We start from the raw sequence: 16703 nt of genomic DNA, 5'->3' as shown, positions 1-16703 counted from the left end.
GTGTTGGTTTAATGTTTGCATCAGGTTGCTTGATCACTCCGCACGGGCACAGAGTGGCACTTGATCGCAGACAAGTTTTATTTTGCGCGCGAAGCGACAATGGCTTCAGCCACGTTACGTGGAGCCTCAGCGTAATGCTTGAATTCCATCGTGTAGGTAGCGCGACCTTGCGACATGGAGCGCAGGGTGGTCGAGTAACCGAACATTTCGGACAATGGCACTTCGGCCTTGATGGCTTTACCGCCACCGACCATGTCGTCCATGCCTTGAACCATACCGCGGCGTGAGGACAGATCGCCCATCACGTTACCGGCGTAGTCTTCTGGCGTTTCGACTTCCACAGCCATCATCGGCTCCAGAATCACGGGCTGGGCTTTGCGGCAACCTTCTTTGAAACCAAAGATGGCAGCCATCTTGAAAGCCATTTCGTTCGAGTCCACGTCGTGGTACGAACCGAAGTGCAGAGTGACTTTGACGTCAACGACTGGGTATCCAGCCAACACGCCTTGGCCCAGCGCTTCGATCACGCCTTTTTCCACTGCAGGGATGTATTCGCGAGGAACCACACCGCCCTTGATGGCGTCAACGAACTCAAAGCCTTTGCCTGGCTCTTGGGGCTCAACCTTCAGAACCACGTGGCCGTACTGACCCTTACCACCGGACTGACGCACAAACTTGCCTTCGGCTTCTTCGACGGTCTTGCGGATGGTTTCGCGGTAAGCCACTTGAGGCTTGCCCACGTTGGCTTCCACACCGAATTCGCGCTTCATGCGGTCAACGATGATTTCCAGGTGCAATTCGCCCTGACCACCAATGATGGTCTGGCCCGATTCTTCGTCGGTTTGAACGCGGAAAGATGGATCTTCAGCAGCCAAACGGGACAATGCGATGCCCATTTTTTCCTGGTCGGCTTTGGTCTTTGGCTCAACGGCTTGGCGGATCACGGAGTCAGGGAACACCATGCGCTCCAAAGTGATCACGTCGTTGGGATCGCACAAGGTTTCGCCGGTGGTCACGTCTTTCAAGCCCACGCAAGCGGCGATGTCGCCCGCACGGATCTCGTCGACTTCTTCACGGTTGTTGGCGTGCATCTGAACGATACGGCCAATGCGCTCTTTCTTACCGCGCACCGAGTTGAACACGGTGTCGCCTTTTTTCAGCACGCCGGAGTAAACACGCACGAAAGTCAGCTGACCCACAAACGGATCGGTCATCAACTTGAATGCCAATGCCGAGAACTTCTCGTTGTCATCGGCCTTGCGGGTGATTTCTTTTTCGTCTTCGTCAAAGCCCTTGATGGCTTTCACATCCAAAGGCGAAGGCATCAATTCGAGAACCGCGTCCAGCATGCGCTGCACGCCTTTGTTCTTGAACGCAGTACCGCACAACATGGGCTGGATTTCGCTGTTGATGGTGCGAACGCGCAGGCCGTGTGTGATTTCTTCTTCGGTCAAGTCACCTTCTTCGAGGTACTTGTTCATCAGCTCTTCAGAGGCTTCAGCAGCGGCTTCGACCATCTTCTCGCGCCACTCTTTGGCCACTTCGACCAAGTCGGCTGGAATTTCTTCGAAGGTGAACTTCATGCCCTGAGAAGCTTCGTCCCAGATGATGGCTTTCATCTTGCGCAGATCGACCACGCCAGTGAAGTTTTCTTCAGCGCCGATTGGGATCACGATTGGCACAGGGTTGGCCTTCAGGCGCAACTTCATTTGCTCCACGACTTTGAAGAAGTTGGCACCGGTACGGTCCATCTTGTTCACAAAAGCCAAACGTGGCACTTTGTACTTGTTCGCCTGACGCCACACGGTTTCAGACTGAGGCTGCACGCCGCCCACAGCACAGTAAACCATGCAAGCGCCGTCCAGAACACGCATGGAACGCTCAACTTCAATCGTGAAGTCAACGTGGCCGGGGGTGTCAATAATGTTGATGCGGTGGTCTTCGAAAGAGCCGTCCATGCCCTTCCAGAAGCAGGTGGTGGCAGCAGAGGTGATCGTGATGCCACGCTCTTGCTCTTGCTCCATCCAGTCCATGGTGGCTGCGCCGTCATGGACTTCACCAATTTTGTGGTTCACGCCCGTGTAAAACAGAATACGTTCGGTCGTGGTGGTCTTGCCAGCGTCAATGTGCGCCGAAATACCAATGTTGCGGTAACGCTCGATGGGGGTGATGCGAGCCATATATTTCTCCAATGATTAAGTACCAAAGCCCGCCACCCCTTTTGGGGCCAGCGGGCTGGCTTCTGACAGTGTCGGGCTTCTTTGTGAAACCCTTGTGAATCAGAAGCGGAAGTGCGAGAACGCCTTGTTGGCTTCGGCCATGCGGTGAACTTCGTCACGCTTTTTCATAGCACCACCACGGCCTTCGTTGGCCTCGAGCAATTCGTTGGCCAAACGCAGGGCCATCGACTTCTCACCGCGCTTGCGTGCGGCTTCTTTGATCCAGCGCATCGACAGAGCCAAGCGACGAACAGGGCGCACTTCAACAGGCACCTGGTAGTTCGCACCACCCACTCGGCGGGATTTCACTTCCACCATGGGCTTGACGTTGTTGATGGCGATAGAGAACAGCTCGACAGGGTCTTTGCCTGTTTTCTTTTCCATGTTTTCGAGGGCACCGTAAATGATGCGCTCGGCCACAGCTTTTTTGCCGCCTTCCATGATCACGTTCATGAACTTGGACAACTCGACATTACCGAACTTGGGATCCGGCAGGATTTCACGTTTAGGGACTTCGCGACGACGTGGCATATTTCACCTCATATTGCTTCAGTTGGCATCTTTTCAGACACCGCGAGCGTTATTCAAAACGACTCACTTACTCGACCCACCTGGACAATTCCAAGCTTCGGGTCACTTCGCTGGATCACCGCGCCACGCGGGAAACAGCACCGAAAAATTTCAACCCGCGAGGGCTTACTTGGCCTTTGGCTTCTTCGCGCCGTACTTGGAGCGAGACTGCTTGCGGTCTTTCACGCCTTGCAGGTCCAAAGAACCGCGGACGATGTGGTAACGCACACCTGGCAAGTCTTTGACACGACCACCGCGCACCAGAACAACAGAGTGCTCCTGCAGGTTGTGGCCTTCACCGCCGATGTAAGAGATGACCTCAAAACCGTTGGTCAAGCGCACTTTGGCAACTTTACGCAGAGCGGAGTTAGGCTTTTTAGGCGTTGTGGTGTACACACGGGTGCAGACACCACGACGCTGTGGAGAGTTTTGCATCGCAGGGCTTTTGGACTTGATCGTTTCGACCTCGCGCCCCTGACGCACCAATTGATTGATGGTTGGCATTGTTTGTAACGTCCCTAAACGTTGAATTTTGACAAAAGAAACTTCCCCGCCCCAAAAGCGGAAAAGCCCGCCAGTATAACCGCCTGGTGAGCCGAGGGCAAGTTATCCACAAATCAAGGGCGTTTGCGGAGCCAGAATCACTTGATCCACAGGCGCAAAGCATCCCAAGCGCGACCCAGAACGCCCGCTTGTTCAACGGGCTCCAAGGCGACCAAGGGCACCTCGAACAACAATTTGTCTGCGCGCATCACCTTCAAGCTGCCCACAGTTTGACCTTTGGCAAAAGGGGCAACCAGCGGATCGGGGCGAGCCACTTCGGTTTTGATCTGGGCTGCGGTGCCAGAAGGCACGGCCACCACCAAGGGCTGAAACGAGCCCAATTTCACAACAGGCGTCTTGCCTTGCCAAACGCTGGGGCTCAAAACGGGCTGGCCCGCTTCAAACAACTTGACCGCATCGAATGCGCTGTAACCCCAATTGAGCAACTTTTGGCTCTCGTTGGCCCTGGCGTTTTCACTGTCAGCCCCCAAAACCACCGACAGCAGGCGACGGGCGCCTACATTGGGGAAATCCCGCTTGGCAGTGGCCACCAGGCAATAACCCGCGGCTTTGGTCTGACCGGTACTCAAGCCGTCCACCGTGGCATCGCGAAACAACAAGAGGTTGCGGTTGCTGTCATTGGCCGCGGGCGTGCCTTCGTAGCGGTATTTTTTGATCGCGTAATAAGAGGCGTATTCAGGAAAGTCGCGCATCAAGCGGGTGGCCAACACACCAAGATCCCGCGCCGTGGTGGTATGGCCGGACTCGGTCAAACCATCTGGATTGCGGTAACTGGAGTTTTTCATGCCCAAGACTTTGGCCTGGTCGTTCATCATCTGAACAAAACGCTCGACACTGCCGGCCACCCCTTCGGCCAGTGCCACCGTGGCGTCGTTGCCCGATTGCACGACCATGCCTTTGATCAAATCCTCCACCGGCACCCGCATTTTGGGGTCAATGAACATGCGCGAGCCCGGCATCTTTGAGGCCCGTTCCGACACGGGCAAGGTTTGTTTCAGCTCGATTTTTCGGGATTTGAGGGCGTCAAACACCAAATAGGCCGTCATCAGCTTGGTCAAAGAGGCCGGCTCCACGGGCATGTCCGGGTCTTTGGCGGCCAAGACCTGGTTGGCGGTGACATCGATCAGCAGATAAGCCTTGGCAGCCATCTCTGGCGGTTGGGGCATTTGCGCCTGGACACCCCAGGTCAGCACCGCAAGAAAGGCCGCTACAAGGTTTTTCAAAAGTGGGTGCATGGGGTTTGAGGGTTGGGACCATGAGCCGCCCTTGCCGAGCGACTCGGAGAATCAGGCTCGAAGGTGGCGCGCCACCAAGCTTTTGAGCAGGGGCAATTGTCCGTGAAAGAAGTGCTCCACCCCTGGAATCACCGTGATAGGCAAGGACTGTGGGCGGGCCCAATCCATCACGCTGGCCAGTGGCACCGTGTCATCTTGCTCACCGTGCAACACCAATGTCCGGTCATGCAACTCTGGGGCAATGGGCGCGACCGCAAAACGTGAGGCGGCCGTGCCCACCAGCACCAATTTATCCAGTCGGCGCTCGGGCGGCAAAGCCTGGACCACATGGCTGGTGACAAAGGCCCCGAAGGAAAAACCCGCCAAGGCCAAGGGACCGGTGGGCGCAACCTGCTCAATCAGTGCCAACATGTCTGCGGCCTCGCCTTGGCCTTCGTCATAGACGCCTGCACTGGCACCCACGCCGCGAAAATTAAAACGAATGGCTCGCCAGCCACACTGCACAAAGGCCCGAGCCACGGTTTGCACCACCTTGTTTTGCATGGTGCCACCAAACAAAGGATGCGGGTGGGCAATCACGGCCGTGCCCAGAAGCGCCAAATCAACAGGGGTATCGCACACAACCTCCATGGCTCCGGCCTGCCCCTGAAAGCTCAAGGACTGGGTGGCGGCGTTCATCAGCGCCCCAAATGCTCGGGCGTGACCAAGCGCTCCACCACTCGACCGTTCTTCAGGTGGGACTCCACAATCTCATCGATGTCGGCTTTGTCCACATAGGTGTACCAAACTCCTTCGGGATAAACAACGGCCACCGGCCCTCCCGAACAGCGGTCAAGGCAACCCGCTTTGTTGACGCGGACCTCTCCGGGACCGGCCAACCCCAAAGCTTTCACCTGGGCTTTGCAGTGGTCAAAGGCCTCTTGCGCGCCTTGCTGGGCGCAGCAAGCCTCGTTGTTCTTGCGCTCGTTCAAGCAAAAGAAGATGTGGCGCTTGAAATAGGGGTTGGTGTTTTCAATGGTCATGGTGGAATTTTAGGTCGAACCCCCATCAAGCCTGACTCGCTTGGGGATTTGAAGACAGGCGGCTGACCAAATAAAAGAGCAAGGCATAAGGCCACAACCAACCCAGCCACTGGCTCAAACCATGAAAACGAATGAAACGGCCTTGCTCCCAAGTTTGCAAGGTCAGGGCAAAGTAGGCATCGGCCGAGGCATTGTTGAGCAGGCTCAGCTGCCAGACCAATGCGGCCAGCGCCAACACCCAGCACACCCGGGCAGTGCAAAAGGACAGGCTTGCCATGCCCAACACCGCCATGGCCAATCCCACCCAGACTTCGGGGGTGACCCAATCCCAGGTGTGGGCAGGGCCGTAGGTGAGCGCGGCCGACAAGGCGCTGGCCAAGAACCCGATCAGCACCAACAGCACGGCCATCGCCATGCGCTGACGCCTCCGGCGCAAAACACCGAAGGCCAACAAGCACGGCAGCAACAAGCCGATGGCCACGCACAGCACCTCGCTGACAGGCAACAAAGGCTGCAACTCCACCTCGCGCAAAGGGAGCCATTCGAGCATGGGGGAGTCTTCCAGCAAATAGGCCAAAAAAGCCTCGAACCGCTCCAGCACCTGCCCTAGGCCAAACGTGACCGGAGCGGGAAACAGCAGCGCCAGGGGCCAAACCGCCAATAAAGCCAGCGCACCACTCGAGTCGGGCACAAACCAGCGGTCACGAAAGCGGCTCCAACGGTCCATCAGACCTGCCCAGGCCAAGGCACGCGCCATCGAAGCCCCAGCCAAGGCCCCCATAATGTTCAAGGCGGCGTCCACATTCGAGGGCACGCGCACGGGCAAAAACATTTGGATGGCTTCCAAAGTCAAAGACAAGGCCGCAGCGGCCAAAGTCGCGACCCAAACCGTCGGCCATTCGGGTCGCGTGCGGTGCAGCGCCAAAGCCAACAAAAACCCCAATGGTGCGTAGCCCAGCACATTGGACAGCACATCGAAAGCGGTCCAATAACGAGGCAAAGGGGCTGTCAGGTACAGCCAGGGCGCAATGCCTTGCAAGCGCCATTGGTCAAACGGATAAAGACTGGCGTAAACAATCAGGATGGCATACACCCAAACCAGTGGCCAAGCCGCCGTTTTGCGCTGAGGGTCGGTGCGCATGCCCAGGCCTTAAAACGGCTTGACCACCACCAAAATGACCGCTGCAAGCATCATCAGCACGGGCGCCTCATTGAACCAACGGAACCAGACGTGGCTGCGCTGCATTTGGCCGTTTTCAAATTTGCGCAACAAAGCACCGCAGCTGTGGTGGTAGCCCAGCAAAGCCAACACGATCAACAACTTGGCATGCATCCAGCCTTGGCCAGGTCCCATGCCAATCCCGTAGTAAGCCCACAGCAACAGTCCAAAAGCCAAAGCCGGGATGGCCAAAATGGTCATGAAACGGTAAAGCTTGCGCGACATCAACAACAAGCGCTCGCGCTCGGCCACAGAACCGGGCTCCACCATCGCCAAATTGACAAAAATTCGGGGCAGGTAAAACAGACCGGCAAACCAGCTGGCGATGAACACGATGTGAAGGGCTTTGATCCAGAGCATGGCTCAAGTGTAGTCAGAGATGAGGGGCACCGCCGACCTCGGCTGCGCGGGCAAAAAAAACCCCCGGCCATGGGCCGAGGGTGGGAAGCCTGTCGGCGTGAGCGTCCAGGCCCCGCTCAGGGAGGAAAAGCGGGAGGCAGCAAGCTGCCCGGCGCTAATTTATCAAATAACAAAACTGCAAACAAGTTTAAATTTGTGTTTTGTGATGTTTTTGACAGTTGATGGCTTTTCTCAAGCGCTCAAGACCCATTGCGGACACCCGAGGCTTGGGCTTGGCACCGACTTCAGGCACAATTTTCAACATGAACCCTGTCGCCCCTTTCCCCTCCAACCGCCCACGGCGCCTGCGTCGTGACGACTTCACCCGCAACCTGGTACGCGAAAACCAAGTCACGCCGCATGACCTGATCTACCCCGTCTTCGTGTTGGACGGCCAGAACCAGCGCCAGCAAGTGGGCTCCATGCCCGGCGTTGAGCGCCTGTCGCTCGACCTGCTGCTGCCAGTGGCCGAAGACTGCGTCAAGCTCGGCATCCCGGTCATGGCGCTGTTCCCAGTGATCGACGCCAGCCTCAAGGACCCGACAGGCAGCGAAGCCATGAACCCGAACGGCCTGGTGCCCCGCGTGGTGCGCGAGCTGAAAAAACGCTTTCCTGAGCTGGGCGTGATGACCGATGTGGCGCTGGACCCTTTCACCAGCCACGGCCAGGACGGCCTGCTGGACGAGACCGGTTACATCTTGAACGACGACACCACCGCCGTGCTGGTGCAACAAGCCCTGACACAAGCCGAAGCCGGCGTGGACATGGTGGCCCCCAGCGACATGATGGACGGGCGTATCGGCGCGATCCGCAACGCGCTCGAAGCGCGTGGCCTGATTCACACCCGCATCATGGCCTACAGCGCCAAGTACGCCAGCGCGTTTTACGGCCCCTTCCGCGACGCGGTGGGCTCGGCAGGCAACTTGGGCAAGAGCAACAAAAAGGTCTACCAAATGGACCCCGGCAACAGCGACGAAGCCCTGCGCGAAGTCGCCATGGACCTGGCTGAAGGCGCCGACATGGTGATGGTCAAGCCCGGCATGCCTTACTTGGACATCGTGCGCCGCGTCAAAGACGAGTTCAAGGTGCCCACCTTTGCTTACCAGGTGTCGGGCGAATACGCCATGCTCAAAGCCGCTGCACAAAACGGCTGGCTGGACCACGACTTGGTCATGATGGAAAGCCTGTTGGCCTTCAAGCGCGCGGGCGCCGACGGCGTGTTGACCTACTTTGCACGAGACGCAGCACGGCTGATTCGCCAAGCCTGAAGGCCATGCGCGTCTTCACGGTTTCAGGCCAACACGTCCAAGCCGGGCTGGCGCTGCCCCGGCAATTGCCCGAGCATGGCTACGTTTGGATCGCTTGTTCTCGCGAGCGGTTTCAAGACGAATTGGCTTTGATTCAGGACAGCCTGCAACAACTCACTGGGCAAACCTTGGTCGACCTGCATGTGTCAGACCTTCTGAACGCCCAATTGCCCTCACGCTTTGACTACAGCTCGCATTACGACCTGATGGTGTTTCGCAGGCTGGCACAACGCCCAGGCAGCAGCGCCGCCGATCCGAACAACGGCCTGAAACTTCAAGGCGGCAAACGCTCTGGACCGCCGGTGTTGCAACGCATCGACACCAGCCCGGTGGGCTTTGCCGTGTTTGACCGGGTGCTGCTCAGCGTGCACCCCGCCGATTGCGCCGTGCGTGAAGCTTATGCCAGCCGACTGCTGGCCAGCACACAAGCCCTGGACGACCAGGAGCTGCGGCCCACAGCCGCACGCGGAGTGCCCAGCAGCCCGGCCGACATGATGCTGCGCATCGTCAGCCAGATGGTGGACAGCTACCTCGATTTGCGCCGCGAATTGAGCCGGCAACTGGACCACTGGCAAGCCGAATTGCTCAGCCCTCGCACCCGCTTCAACCGCTGGGACGCCTTGCTGCAAGCCCGGCTGGCTTTGCACCAGATCGAATCGCTCTGCGACGACCAACGCACCGCCGTTCAGGCTTGGACCGAATCGCTCAACAGCTGGGGCGTGAGCACCGACCACGACGCTGAGCACGAACACGAGTTGCTGAAAATCCGCAGCCGAGATGTGCTCGAGCACATTGATCGGGTGGTGCAACACGTCCGCCGACTGGAGCACAACACCGAGACCGCGGTGCAAATGCACTTCAGCGTCCAAGGCAACCGCACCAACGACACCATGCGCACTTTGACGGCCTTGACCGCCATCTTTTTGCCCTTGAACCTGATCGCGGGCATTTTTGGCATGAACTTTGAGTTCATGCCCTGGCTGCACAGGGCCAGTGGTTTTTGGTGGACGATGGGCGGTATGGGCCTGATTGCAGGCGGCATGGCGCTGTTTTTCTGGCGCAAACGTTACTTGGCCCACTCGGGCGAGTGACATCACCCCGTGGGCGCAAGCCCTATAAACGCGCTTTAGCCCAGGTGTTTGGCAAAAAACGCCAATGTGCGCTCCCGTGCCAACTGAGCCGAGGGCGCGTGCCAAGTACCGCGCTGGTCGCAGTTGAAGCCATGGTGCGCGGCGTAGGTGTGCACCTCGACTTCGGGGTGCGCCTTCTTGAATGCATCCACAGAATCCAGAGAAATCCATTTGTCTTCGTCGGCAAAATGGGCCAGCACAGGCACTGTCGGGTGGCGAGCCATTTCGGCTTCGGTCGTCACACCGCCGCCGTAATAAGGTGCGGCCGCGCTCAGGCCCGTCAAGGTGCAAGCGGCACGCCAGGTCAGCAAACCGCCCCAGCAATAACCCACAATCCCAACCTTGCCGCCTGAAGCCTTGGCAGCGTGGTCAATCGCGGCTTGAATGTCGGGCATCACCCCGGGGGCAGGCAAAGCCTCTACCGCCGTTTTGTAGCCAAAACCTTCGCCCATGTCGGCTTCGGCATAGCCCAGCTCCACGCCCGGTTTGGCGCGGTGAAACGCCGCAGGCGCCACGGCCAGGTAACCTTCGGCTGCATAGCCATCGGCTACGCTGCGGATGTGGCTGTTGACGCCAAAAATTTCCTGAATCACCACCACGGCGCCCTTGGGCGTGCCGGTAGGGCGGGCCTCATAAGCAGGCACCAGGGTGCCGTCTGCGCTTTTCAGTTCAATCATCGTTCCCATGTTCATTCCTTCATTGGTTTCAAAACATCAACGGGCCAATGCTCGCTCAACAAAGTCGAGACGGTCCTGGCCCCAAAAAATTTCGCCATCGATCACGTAACTCGGCGCGCCGAACACACCCGCGTCAATCGCCGCTTGGGTGTAACTCTCGTAACGCTCTTGCGCGGCCTGACTGTGCGATTGTTCCAGCAAAGCGGCGGGCAAATTCTGCTCTGCCAACAACGCCGCCAAGACTTTTTCATCGGCGATGTTGCGCTCTTGCGCCCAGCAAGCGCCCAAAATGGCGCCGGCCACCTTCATGGCCGCTGGGGCACCTTGTGCAAGATCGGCCGCAATGATCAGACGCGCCGCATCGTCACCGCCCACCGGAAAGTATTTGGGTTTGAGGTTGAGCGGCGCATTCAGGTGCTGGCTAAAGCGTTGCAGCTCCACCAAGCGGTACGCCTGGCGCTGCGGTGCGCGCTGTCCCAAAGGCAAGCCGCCCGAAATCGGAAACACCTTGCCGCCCAAGTCGATGGGCATGACACGAACGGTGGCCCCTGACTGCTGCACGATCTCGGCCAAACGCTGGTGACCCAAATAAGCCCAGGGGCTCTGGGGGGCGAGGTAATAGTCCACTGTGCGACCCATGCTGTCTCCTTGTGTGTTGTGTAATCTTTTCATCTGCGGTTGTAACCGCAACAAACCATTTTTGCAGGAGACACACGATGAACAAGGTCTTGTTGGTGACCGGCGGCAGCCGGGGAATCGGGGCCGCTACGGCCCTTTTGGCAGCCCAGCAGGGCTGGACGGTGGCGGTGAACTACACCGCCAACTCGCTCGCCGCCGACGAAGTGGTGCGGCAGATCCGCGCATCGGGCGGCAATGCTATCGCGGTGCAGGCCGATGTGGCCGACGAAACGCAGGTCCTGCGCATGTACGAGCACATCGACGCCAAACTGGGCCGACTGTCAGGCTTGGTGAACAACGCGGGCGTGGTGGATGTGTATGCCCGGGTGGCCGACATGAGTGTGGCCCGCTTGAAACGCATGTTCGACATCAACGTGATTGGCAGCCTGGTCTGCGCCCGCGAGGCCGTGCGCCGCATGAGCACCCGCTACGGAGGTGAAGGCGGCAGCATCGTCAACGTGTCGAGTGCCGCGTCCCGCCTGGGCTCGCCCGGCCAGTACGTGGACTACGCCTCGGCCAAAGGGGCGATTGACGCCTTCACACTGGGTCTGGCCAAAGAAGTCGCGGCTGAAGGCGTGCGCGTCAACGCCGTGCGCCCTGGCCTGATCGACACCGAAATCCACGCCTCGGGCGGCCTGCCAGACCGCGTCAAGGACCTGCAGCACCTGGTACCCATGCAGCGTGGCGGCACCGCCGACGAGGTGGCGCAAAGCATCGTCTGGCTCTTGTCCGACGCCGCGAGCTACACCACCATGAGTTTGATCGACGTCTCCGGAGGCCGCTGATGGCTGAGTTCAAGTATTACTGGGAAGACTTTGCCCCCGGCCAGGTCCGCGACCTGGGCACCATCACGCCCACCCGCGAAGAAATCCTCGCCTTTGCCCAACAGTTTGACCCGCAACCCTTTCACCTGAACGACGAGGCGGCCAAGGCCTCGGTCTTTGGGGCCCTGTCGGCCAGCGGCTGGCACACCTGCTCCATGGCCATGCGGCTGATGGTGACGAACTTTCTGAACGACACCTCCAGCCTCGGCTCGCCGGGCCTGGAAGGCATCAAGTGGCTCAAGCCCGTCTACCCCGGCGATACCCTGCGGCTGCAAAGCACCATGCTCGAGACCAAACCCATGAGCAAGCGGCCGGACGTGGGCATGACGCGCAACCTGTGGGAAATGTTCAACCAGCACGGCGACAAGGTGCTGCACATGGAAGGCTGGGGCATGTTCAGAAGGCGTACGCCGGCAACTTGATGCGGCGCACAATCGGGTGATGGACTTCAAACCACTCATCACCCTGCTGGCTATCGTCAACCCTTTGGCCATCGTTCCTTTTTTCATCCACTACACCCAAGGCTTCAGCCCGGCCCAGCGCAAGAAAACGATTTGGGTGTCGTCCTTTTCTGCCTTTGTGGTGATCGCAGCCAGCGCCCTGCTCGGTTTGCAAATCTTGGAGTTTTTCGGCATCTCGCTGGCGAGCTTTCAAGTGGGCGGCGGCATGCTGCTGCTCACCGCCGCGCTGTCGATGCTGAACGCTCAACCCGCTGAAGCCCGCGCCAATGCCGATGAGGTGCATGACGCTGAGGCCAAAGCCGCCATGGGCGCCAGCATCGCCGTGGTGCCGCTGACCATCCCGCTGCTGACCGGACCGGCCACCATGTCCACCGTGGTGATTTACGCCGAAAAAGCCAAGAACTTCGCCCAACTGGGCACCTTGGTCGGCTATGGCGTGGTCATTGCACTGGCCACAGCGCTGTGTTTCTCGCTGGCCACCCCGATTGCCCGCATTTTGGGCAAAACCGGTATCAACGTCATGACGCGGCTGATGGGTTTGATCCTGGCTGCGCTGGCTGTGGAAGTGATGGCGGACGGGCTGCACAAGCTGTTTCCGGTGCTCGCCGGTCGCTGAACTGCGCCTTCGCTGCGAGGTTCAGACGCCGAACCCGCCCTCCAACCTTGTCCTCAAATGCGCCACCAACGCCGTCACCGCCCTGGGCACATGCGGTGCATACGGGCGGATGGCGTAAATGGTTTCGGCAAAAGCGCCCACCGGCTTCCAGCCCGGCAGCACGCGCACCAACTGGCCCTTGCGCAGTTCGGCCTGGGCGCTGAAGTCGGGCATCAGGGCAATGCCTGCACCCGTGAGCGCGGCTTCACGCAGGGCTTCGCTGTTGTTGGCGGCGAAATTGCCGCTCACCGGCACCGTGATCCGTTCGCCCCCGTCTGAAGGCTGGCGCGGCTCGAAGGTCCACGCCGGGGTGTCTTGCGAGCGGGGGTAATGCAAGCAGTTGTGGGCTTGCAGGTCACCAGGGACTTGTGGTTCACCCTGTTTGCGCAAATAAGCGCGGGTGGCCACCAGCACCGATTCGGTGGGGCACAGTGCCCAAGCCACATGGGTGTCGGGGGGACGGGCAGTGTGTCGGATCGCCAGATCGAAGCCTTCGGTGGCCAGTGCGCTCAGCCGGTCAGACAGGTCCAGCTCGATCCGCACGTCGGGGTAGTCCTTCAGAAATTCGGCCAACAAAGGCACGAGTTGCTGGCGCGCAAAGGCGACCGGCGCGGTCAGGCGCAGCAAGCCGCTGGGCTGCTCGGCCAAATCACGCACCTGGGCAAAACTTTGCTCAATCTGCTCAAACGAGGCGCGGGTTTCATCGACCAGCCGCTGCCCGGCCTCGGTCAAGCGAAGACTGCGGGTGGTGCGCTGCACCAGGGTGACTTTGGCCGCACGCTCCAACTCGGCAATGCGCTGGCTCATGGCGGCCTTGCTCACGCCCAGCCGGGCGGCAGCGGCCGTGTAACTGCCTTGCTGGGCGAGCACGCTCAGCCAATGCAGGTGCGTCCAAAGGGTGTTGATTTTTTGCTCTTCCATGAATGTATTGTTCATTATTTTGAACAATCAATTCAGTTTTAGGGGCTTGTAGGGCATGGCGAGGGTGCCTAAACTGCCCACACTGCACAAAACATTCGCGCGCAGGAGCGCGCACCCACATTCCAAAAGAAAGTCCCACATGAGCATTTCCAACATCGGCCATTTCATTGGTGGCCAAGCCGCCGCAGGCACTTCGGGCCGCAGCCAGCCCGTGACCAACCCCGCCACCGGCGCTGTGACCGGCAACGTGGCCCTGGCCAACAGCGCCGAAGTGGCCAAGGCCGTGGCCGCTGCGCAAGCGGCCTTCCCCGCTTGGGCAGACACGCCCCCCCTGCGCCGCGCCCGCGTGATGTTCAAGTTCCTCGAACTGCTGAACACCCACAAAGACGAACTGGCCCACATGATCACCGCCGAGCACGGCAAGGTGTTCACCGACGCGCAGGGCGAAGTGAGCCGTGGCATCGACATCGTCGAATTTGCCACCGGCATCCCGCAGTTGCTCAAGGGCGACTTCACCGACCAAGTCTCTACAGGCATCGACAACTGGACCTTGCGCCAGCCGCTGGGTGTGGTCGCGGGCATCACGCCCTTCAACTTCCCGGTCATGGTGCCCATGTGGATGTTCCCCGTCGCCATTGCGGCGGGCAACACCTTCATCTTGAAACCCAGCCCGACCGATCCGACACCGTCACTGTTCATGGCCGAGTTGCTCAAAAAAGCCGGTTTGCCCGACGGTGTGTTCAACGTGGTGCAAGGTGACAAAGAAGCCGTGGACGCACTGCTGGAGCACCCGGACGTGAAAGCCATCAGCTTTGTGGGCTCCACACCGATCGCCAATTACATCTACGAAACGGGTGCCCACCACGGCAAGCGCGTGCAAGCCCTGGGTGGTGCGAAGAACCACTTGGTGGTCATGCCCGACGCCGACATCGACCAGACTGTGGACGCGCTGATTGGCGCAGGCTACGGCTCGGCAGGCGAGCGTTGCATGGCGATCTCGGTCGCTGTGCTGGTGGGCGATGTGGCAGACAAAATTTTGCCAAAGTTGATCGAACGCACCAAGGCGCTGCAAGTGCTCAACGGCGAAAACCTGGCCGCCGAGATGGGCCCCATCGTGACCGACGCGGCGCGTCAGCGCATCAAGGGTTACATCGACGCGGGCGTGGCCGAAGGCGCACAGCTGCTGGTGGACGGCCGCGAGTTTGACGGCGCGAAAGCCGGTGCCGGTTGCGAGCAAGGCTTCTGGCTGGGCGGCACGCTGTTCGACAACGTGACCACCGACATGAAGATCTACAAAGAGGAAATCTTTGGCCCGGTCTTGAGCTGCGTGCGCGTGCCCGACTTTGCCACCGCCGTGCAAATCATCAACGACCACGAGTTCGGCAACGGCGTGAGCTGCTTCACCCGCGACGGCAACGTGGCACGCGAATTCAGCCGCCGCATTCAGGTGGGCATGGTCGGCATCAACGTGCCAATCCCTGTGCCCATGGCCTGGCACGGCTTTGGCGGCTGGAAGCGTTCGCTGTTTGGCGACATGCACGCCTACGGCGAAGAGGGTGTGCGCTTCTATACGAAGCAAAAATCCATCATGCAGCGCTGGCCCGAGAGCATTGGCAAGGGTGCTGAGTTTGTGATGCCAACCGCCAAATAATCGAAGGCTCAGGCTCAGACCCAGAACGGGTCAAGCTGACGGGCAAAGGCCGGCAGGTCTTCAAAATAGGGGAGCGCGCCGCCCTCTATAGCGTGGAATTGCCAGTTGCTGCGGTCGGCCACCGTCGTCCGGCCCTGGTAGTCGGTGAAGTCGCCGCGGGTGGCCATCGACACCCAGACAGGGACAGTCAGTGCTTCGAACAGGCTGTTGATGTCGGCGCTGAACATTTGGGCTGACACAAAATACAGGGGTGCGAAGCGGGCTCCGGGCTGCCGCGTGGTCAGCTGGTCGTAGCGCCACAAGGCTTCGTCAATCGCGTCAGAACCCCAGGTGCGCACCAGAAAATAGCGGATCACGGCCGGCAAGGTCAGCGTGCGGTACACGCCCTCTGACCAACGCGGCCAACGCAGCAGCCGAAGCAGCCACGGTGGACCGACAACCGAGCCCGCTGGCCCATAACGGCGCTTCTTGCCGCTGAAACCGGTGGGGCTGACCATGGCGAGGCGTCGGATCAGCTGCGGCGTTTCACCACTGACGCGGGCCGCGAATTCGCATGACAGGGACACCGCCACCACATCGGCAGCAACGCCACCCGACTCCGCCTGAATGGCCGTCAAGGCCAACTGAAGGGCATCCGTCATCAGACGCACGGTGTAGGGCCGGTCACTGCGGTCCGAAAAACCGAAACCCGGCAATTCCAGCGCATACACGACCCGCTGCTGACGGTAATGGGCAAACAGGGGCGCCACTTCGGCGGCCGATGCGGACGCGTTGATGCTGTGCAGCAAGAGCAAGGGTGGCAAGGATGCGCTCGAATCTGAGCTCCCGCGGTCATCCTCAGGCCCGGCACGGTACAGGCTGAGCGAGCCACACGGCGTGGCCAGGTCGCGACGTTCGGCCGGTAAGGCCAGTGGCAGCGGCACTGTTGGGGGCAATAGGGAGGTCATGCCCCATGGTAAGGGCAATTGGGGGCACTCACTCTGACCCGAGGGGGGAGGGATTTACCCCCGAATCGGGAAATCCCTGAGTACAAGTGCGCTGCCAGTCCCTTATATTTCACCCACTCGATGCAAAGCAGTATCTGCATCCCGAGGGCCGAGGAGACACTCAAGCCTAAAAACTCGAACAGCATCGAACATCCAAACGAGGTGTGATTTTTCTAAGCGTCGCG

Annotated in this window: 18 protein-coding genes; 6 read left to right on the top strand and 12 right to left on the bottom strand. The window is 59.7% G+C overall.

The window, feature by feature from the left end:
- Window positions 1-77: 77 nt before the first annotated feature.
- From fusA to B9Z40_RS08670, 8 genes are all read right to left on the bottom strand, one after another.
- Window positions 78-2180 (bottom strand): elongation factor G, encoded by a 2103-nt coding sequence (fusA, locus tag B9Z40_RS08705; RefSeq protein WP_100172791.1) that lies wholly within the window; start codon window positions 2178-2180, stop codon window positions 78-80.
- Window positions 2181-2279: 99 nt separating this feature from the next.
- A complete protein-coding gene (rpsG, locus tag B9Z40_RS08700) occupies window positions 2280-2750 on the bottom strand; it encodes a 30S ribosomal protein S7 (protein ID WP_019426275.1) in 471 nt (156 codons plus the stop codon).
- A 165-nt stretch (window positions 2751-2915) separates the two neighbouring features.
- On the bottom strand, window positions 2916-3293 hold the full coding sequence (gene rpsL, locus B9Z40_RS08695) for a 30S ribosomal protein S12 (protein WP_011466063.1): 378 nt from the start codon (window positions 3291-3293) through the stop codon (window positions 2916-2918).
- A gap of 137 nt (window positions 3294-3430) precedes the next feature.
- A complete protein-coding gene (locus B9Z40_RS08690; protein WP_100172790.1) occupies window positions 3431-4588 on the bottom strand; it encodes a D-alanyl-D-alanine carboxypeptidase family protein in 1158 nt (385 codons plus the stop codon).
- Between the two features lie 51 nt (window positions 4589-4639).
- Window positions 4640-5266: an alpha/beta hydrolase gene (locus tag B9Z40_RS08685; protein ID WP_100172789.1), complete on the bottom strand. Its 627-nt coding sequence runs from the start codon at window positions 5264-5266 to the stop codon at window positions 4640-4642.
- The gene (locus B9Z40_RS08680) at window positions 5266-5610 is read right to left on the bottom strand and encodes a ferredoxin (protein WP_100172788.1); all 345 of its coding nucleotides are present in this window, start codon (window positions 5608-5610) and stop codon (window positions 5266-5268) included. Before B9Z40_RS08680 ends, B9Z40_RS08685 begins: the two co-directional genes overlap by 1 nt.
- A gap of 25 nt (window positions 5611-5635) precedes the next feature.
- The gene (locus tag B9Z40_RS08675) at window positions 5636-6751 is read right to left on the bottom strand and encodes a VanZ family protein (RefSeq protein WP_100172787.1); all 1116 of its coding nucleotides are present in this window, start codon (window positions 6749-6751) and stop codon (window positions 5636-5638) included.
- A 9-nt stretch (window positions 6752-6760) separates the two neighbouring features.
- Window positions 6761-7189, bottom strand: coding sequence for a CopD family protein (locus B9Z40_RS08670; RefSeq protein WP_100172786.1), 429 nt, complete (start codon window positions 7187-7189; stop codon window positions 6761-6763).
- Between the two features lie 302 nt (window positions 7190-7491).
- On the opposite strand from B9Z40_RS08670, the gene hemB reads away from it, so the two are divergent.
- Window positions 7492-8496, top strand: a complete 1005-nt coding sequence (gene hemB / locus B9Z40_RS08665) for a porphobilinogen synthase (RefSeq protein ID WP_100173015.1) — start codon at window positions 7492-7494, stop codon at window positions 8494-8496.
- A 5-nt stretch (window positions 8497-8501) separates the two neighbouring features.
- Window positions 8502-9626, top strand: a complete 1125-nt coding sequence (locus B9Z40_RS08660; protein ID WP_100172785.1) for a magnesium transporter CorA family protein — start codon at window positions 8502-8504, stop codon at window positions 9624-9626.
- Window positions 9627-9661: 35 nt separating this feature from the next.
- Here B9Z40_RS08660 and B9Z40_RS08655 read toward each other — a convergent pair whose 3' ends face one another.
- Together B9Z40_RS08655 and B9Z40_RS08650 are read right to left on the bottom strand one after the other, a co-directional pair.
- Window positions 9662-10351 (bottom strand): dienelactone hydrolase family protein, encoded by a 690-nt coding sequence (locus tag B9Z40_RS08655; RefSeq protein ID WP_100173014.1) that lies wholly within the window; start codon window positions 10349-10351, stop codon window positions 9662-9664.
- A 27-nt stretch (window positions 10352-10378) separates the two neighbouring features.
- Window positions 10379-10981: a 2-hydroxychromene-2-carboxylate isomerase gene (locus B9Z40_RS08650; protein ID WP_100173013.1), complete on the bottom strand. Its 603-nt coding sequence runs from the start codon at window positions 10979-10981 to the stop codon at window positions 10379-10381.
- Between the two features lie 77 nt (window positions 10982-11058).
- Here B9Z40_RS08650 and B9Z40_RS08645 point away from each other — a divergent pair, with 77 nt between their 5' ends.
- The 3 genes from B9Z40_RS08645 to B9Z40_RS08635 are packed head-to-tail and all read left to right on the top strand — an operon-like array spanning window position 11059 to window position 12921.
- A complete protein-coding gene (locus B9Z40_RS08645; RefSeq protein ID WP_100172784.1) occupies window positions 11059-11805 on the top strand; it encodes an SDR family oxidoreductase in 747 nt (248 codons plus the stop codon).
- Window positions 11805-12266 (top strand): MaoC family dehydratase, encoded by a 462-nt coding sequence (locus tag B9Z40_RS08640; RefSeq protein WP_100172783.1) that lies wholly within the window; start codon window positions 11805-11807, stop codon window positions 12264-12266. Before B9Z40_RS08645 ends, B9Z40_RS08640 begins: the two co-directional genes overlap by 1 nt.
- A gap of 19 nt (window positions 12267-12285) precedes the next feature.
- Window positions 12286-12921, top strand: coding sequence for a MarC family protein (locus B9Z40_RS08635; protein WP_100172782.1), 636 nt, complete (start codon window positions 12286-12288; stop codon window positions 12919-12921).
- Between the two features lie 21 nt (window positions 12922-12942).
- Here B9Z40_RS08635 and B9Z40_RS08630 read toward each other — a convergent pair whose 3' ends face one another.
- Window positions 12943-13881 carry a LysR family transcriptional regulator gene (locus B9Z40_RS08630; RefSeq protein ID WP_100172781.1) on the bottom strand — a complete coding sequence of 313 codons (939 nt, stop codon included), beginning with the start codon at window positions 13879-13881 and terminating at the stop codon, window positions 12943-12945.
- 139 nt (window positions 13882-14020) lie between these two features.
- Between B9Z40_RS08630 and B9Z40_RS08625 the strand changes: the two genes are divergently transcribed.
- Window positions 14021-15532, top strand: a complete 1512-nt coding sequence (locus tag B9Z40_RS08625; protein WP_100172780.1) for a CoA-acylating methylmalonate-semialdehyde dehydrogenase — start codon at window positions 14021-14023, stop codon at window positions 15530-15532.
- A gap of 14 nt (window positions 15533-15546) precedes the next feature.
- On the opposite strand, the gene B9Z40_RS08620 is transcribed toward B9Z40_RS08625, so the two are convergent.
- Window positions 15547-16479 carry an alpha/beta fold hydrolase gene (locus B9Z40_RS08620; protein ID WP_100172779.1) on the bottom strand — a complete coding sequence of 311 codons (933 nt, stop codon included), beginning with the start codon at window positions 16477-16479 and terminating at the stop codon, window positions 15547-15549.
- Window positions 16480-16703: the final 224 nt, after the last annotated feature.

The organism is Limnohabitans sp. 15K, from assembly GCF_002778285.1.
Lineage (GTDB): Bacteria > Pseudomonadota > Gammaproteobacteria > Burkholderiales > Burkholderiaceae_C > Limnohabitans_A.
The sequence above is the reverse complement of the archived record's forward strand: the minus strand, read 5'-3'. Positions and strand labels throughout refer to the sequence as shown.

What these genes read in the sequence shown, in the direction of transcription:
- fusA (WP_100172791.1), bottom strand. Translation starts at nt 2,180, where the DNA reads ATGGCTCGCATCACCCCCATCGAGCGTTACCGCAACATTGGTATTTCG.
- rpsG (WP_019426275.1), bottom strand. Translation starts at nt 2,750, where the DNA reads ATGCCACGTCGTCGCGAAGTCCCTAAACGTGAAATCCTGCCGGATCCC.
- rpsL (WP_011466063.1), bottom strand. Translation starts at nt 3,293, where the DNA reads ATGCCAACCATCAATCAATTGGTGCGTCAGGGGCGCGAGGTCGAAACG.
- B9Z40_RS08690 (WP_100172790.1), bottom strand. Translation starts at nt 4,588, where the DNA reads ATGCACCCACTTTTGAAAAACCTTGTAGCGGCCTTTCTTGCGGTGCTG.
- B9Z40_RS08685 (WP_100172789.1), bottom strand. Translation starts at nt 5,266, where the DNA reads ATGAACGCCGCCACCCAGTCCTTGAGCTTTCAGGGGCAGGCCGGAGCC.
- B9Z40_RS08680 (WP_100172788.1), bottom strand. Translation starts at nt 5,610, where the DNA reads ATGACCATTGAAAACACCAACCCCTATTTCAAGCGCCACATCTTCTTT.
- B9Z40_RS08675 (WP_100172787.1), bottom strand. Translation starts at nt 6,751, where the DNA reads ATGCGCACCGACCCTCAGCGCAAAACGGCGGCTTGGCCACTGGTTTGG.
- B9Z40_RS08670 (WP_100172786.1), bottom strand. Translation starts at nt 7,189, where the DNA reads ATGCTCTGGATCAAAGCCCTTCACATCGTGTTCATCGCCAGCTGGTTT.
- hemB (WP_100173015.1), top strand. Translation starts at nt 7,492, where the DNA reads ATGAACCCTGTCGCCCCTTTCCCCTCCAACCGCCCACGGCGCCTGCGT.
- B9Z40_RS08660 (WP_100172785.1), top strand. Translation starts at nt 8,502, where the DNA reads ATGCGCGTCTTCACGGTTTCAGGCCAACACGTCCAAGCCGGGCTGGCG.
- B9Z40_RS08655 (WP_100173014.1), bottom strand. Translation starts at nt 10,351, where the DNA reads ATGGGAACGATGATTGAACTGAAAAGCGCAGACGGCACCCTGGTGCCT.
- B9Z40_RS08650 (WP_100173013.1), bottom strand. Translation starts at nt 10,981, where the DNA reads ATGGGTCGCACAGTGGACTATTACCTCGCCCCCCAGAGCCCCTGGGCT.
- B9Z40_RS08645 (WP_100172784.1), top strand. Translation starts at nt 11,059, where the DNA reads ATGAACAAGGTCTTGTTGGTGACCGGCGGCAGCCGGGGAATCGGGGCC.
- B9Z40_RS08640 (WP_100172783.1), top strand. Translation starts at nt 11,805, where the DNA reads ATGGCTGAGTTCAAGTATTACTGGGAAGACTTTGCCCCCGGCCAGGTC.
- B9Z40_RS08635 (WP_100172782.1), top strand. Translation starts at nt 12,286, where the DNA reads ATGGACTTCAAACCACTCATCACCCTGCTGGCTATCGTCAACCCTTTG.
- B9Z40_RS08630 (WP_100172781.1), bottom strand. Translation starts at nt 13,881, where the DNA reads ATGGAAGAGCAAAAAATCAACACCCTTTGGACGCACCTGCATTGGCTG.
- B9Z40_RS08625 (WP_100172780.1), top strand. Translation starts at nt 14,021, where the DNA reads ATGAGCATTTCCAACATCGGCCATTTCATTGGTGGCCAAGCCGCCGCA.
- B9Z40_RS08620 (WP_100172779.1), bottom strand. Translation starts at nt 16,479, where the DNA reads ATGACCTCCCTATTGCCCCCAACAGTGCCGCTGCCACTGGCCTTACCG.